Origin of the sequence: Streptomyces nanshensis, from assembly GCF_001751255.1 — a bacterium.
Taxonomy (GTDB): Bacteria; Actinomycetota; Actinomycetes; order Streptomycetales; family Streptomycetaceae; genus Streptomyces; species Streptomyces nanshensis_A.
This window is the reverse complement of record NZ_LJGW01000287.1, coordinates 1-2,468: the sequence shown is the minus strand read 5'-3', so window position 1 is coordinate 2,468 and position 2,468 is coordinate 1. Positions and strand designations below refer to the sequence as shown.

At 74.8% G+C, this 2,468-nt stretch carries 2 protein-coding genes and 1 pseudogene; 1 reads left to right on the top strand and 2 read right to left on the bottom strand.

What is annotated here, in order from left to right:
* Nucleotides 1-230, bottom strand: a pseudogene (locus tag AN218_RS16845) (aminoglycoside phosphotransferase family protein); the annotation flags it as partial.
* 268 nt (nucleotides 231-498) lie between these two features.
* Nucleotides 499-708 carry a hypothetical protein gene (locus AN218_RS16840; protein ID WP_070017711.1) on the bottom strand — a complete coding sequence of 70 codons (210 nt, stop codon included), beginning with the start codon at nucleotides 706-708 and terminating at the stop codon, nucleotides 499-501.
* A gap of 726 nt (nucleotides 709-1,434) precedes the next feature.
* Here AN218_RS16840 and AN218_RS16835 point away from each other — a divergent pair.
* On the top strand, nucleotides 1,435-2,468 hold a 1,034-nt coding region (locus AN218_RS16835), incomplete at its 3' end, for a serine/threonine-protein kinase (RefSeq protein WP_244900492.1).

Below are 2,468 nucleotides of genomic sequence, written 5' to 3'. Positions count from 1 at the left end.
GGCGGCAGCAGGATGCCGCGCAGCCGCGGGTGGGCGGCGACGGCGAGCCGTACGGCGAGTTCGCGCTCCCCGGTGCTCGTCGTGGGCGGGTGCGCCTTGGCGACGACGTCCGCGAGGCCGACGACCGTGCCGTCGGGACGGTCGGCCAGCACGTCCGGTTCGCCCCCGTGGCCCGCGGCGTCGCGCGCGAGCGCGTGGAGACGGTCGGTGAGCGTGAGCGTCGTCGGCACTGTCCCCCCAGCGACGGTGACGGGGCGGGGCGGCGGGTGCTCCGCCCCGGTGTGATCGTACGGGGGACGGGCTCCCGCGCCCTCGTGTGCGCCTCCCCGTACACGTACGCGGGCTGCGGACCGCGGGCCGCGGACCGCAGGCAAGACTGAGGGCCGGGCAGTTCCCCAACTGCCCGGCCCTGATGTCGTCCGTCGCACCCCCGTCCCCACGGGGCTGAGGGCCGGATTATCCCCGACTCGGGCCGCTCTCCCGAGACCGGAGCACCTTTCAGTGCCCCAGCATTCCGGCCACGGACGACGCCTGTGTGACGACCGCCTCCACCGCACCGGTGGCGATGGCGATGGCGATCGCCAGGGGCAGCACCATGGCGGCCGCCACCAGCGGGTGACGCCGGCCGCCGTCACGGGTGCCGACGGCGGCGAGGGCCGCCAGCCGTCCCCGTGCTCTGCGTGCCGCGCTCTCCGCCGTGTACGCCATGGTCCGCTCCCCTCGTTCTCCAGGGGCGGCGGGCGACTGACCTCGGGGGACGAGTGCTTCGCCCGCCGCTTGCAAGAAGACTAGGCGCGCGGCCCCAGGTGGGACGTCATGCCCGCGTATCGACTCCGGGGCCTCCCGCAGGATGACAGCGCGGTCCGCCGGATACTCCCCAGGGTGGAGGCCACGGCCTCCGTACGAGGGTCCTCCCCCAGGGGACGGTCCGCGCACGCCGCACGGAGGGGCCCGGACGTCCCGTACGGGGGCGGGGGCGTGGCCGATGTGGCGGGGGCGGGGTGTGGGGCGCGGGTGTGATGGGCAGGGTGACATCCCTCACCACCGGCGCACCGCCGCGGGGGCCTTCGCCGCGTCAACTCCCGCCGTAGAGGGGCGTCTTCGCAGCGTACGGGCGGCCGCCGCGAGGTGAGCGGCTGCCGGGGCGGCCGTCTTCCGTACCGTCAAGTCGCGTACGGGGGCGGTGCGTTGGCGGTGGAGAGGGGTACTGCGGGCGGGCGGGGAGCGTCAGTTGGGCACGGGAGGGATGCCCGCGCACGGTGCGCAATACGCGCGGCGCCGCGTGCGCGGCCTGTCGTCGCCGCGTGGCAGCAGTCCGTAAGCTGTGCCTCGTCAGACGGACGCACTGGAAAACGATCAGGCCTCCCGGTGACCGGCTGGGATCTCCTCGCCGAGGGCGGGGAAGGGCCTCACACCTCATGGCAGGGGAACGACATGGCGATGATGCGGCTCCGACGAGAGGATCCGCGGGTCGTCGGCTCGTTCCGGCTGCACCGCCGGCTGGGGGCGGGCGGCATGGGCGTCGTCTATCTCGGCTCCGACCGGCGGGGACAGCGGGTCGCGCTGAAGGTCATCCGTCCGGACCTCGCCGAGGACAACGAGTTCCGCTCGCGCTTCGCCCGTGAGGTCTCGGCGGCCCGCCGGATCCGCGGCGGCTGTACGGCGCGGCTGGTGGCGGCGGATCTGGACGCGGACCGGCCGTGGTTCGCCACGCAGTACGTACCGGGCCCTTCGCTGCACGACAAGGTCACCGAGGCGGGGCCGCTGCCCGCGAGTCAAGTGGCGTCCATCGGGGCGTCGTTGGCGGAGGGGCTGGTCGCCGTCCACGAGGCCGGCGTCGTGCACCGCGATCTGAAGCCGTCGAACATCCTGCTGTCTCCCAAGGGCCCCCGCATCATCGACTTCGGCATCGCCTGGGCGACGGGTGCGAGCACGCTGACGCACGTCGGGACGGCCGTGGGGTCGCCCGGTTTTCTCTCGCCGGAGCAGGTGCGGGGCGCGCTGGTCACACCCGCGACGGACGTCTTCGCCCTCGGGGCGACGCTGGCGTACGCGGCGACCGCCGACTCGCCCTTCGGGCAGGGCAGTTCGGAAGTGATGCTCTACCGCGTGGTGCACGAGGAGCCGCAGTTGGAGAGCGTGCACGCGGCGCTCGCACCGCTGCTCCAGGCGTGTCTGGTGAAGGCACCGGAGGAGCGGCCGAGTCCGCTCCAGCTCTCGCTGCGGCTGAAGGAGATCGCGGCCCGTGAGGCGCGCGGGCTGTCGGAGCAGCCGGGCGGCGGCGCCGGTACGGACGTCGCGGGCAGGGGCAACGGCTCGCACGGCGGGCATGCCGCGCACGGCTCGTACGGCGGGCACGGTTCGTACGGTTCGGGGCACGGCGCCGACGGGGAGAGCGGCAGGGGTACGGCCGCCTCCGGCGGCGCGGCGGGCGGTCGGCCCTCCTCCGGCCGGGGTACGGGGCGGAT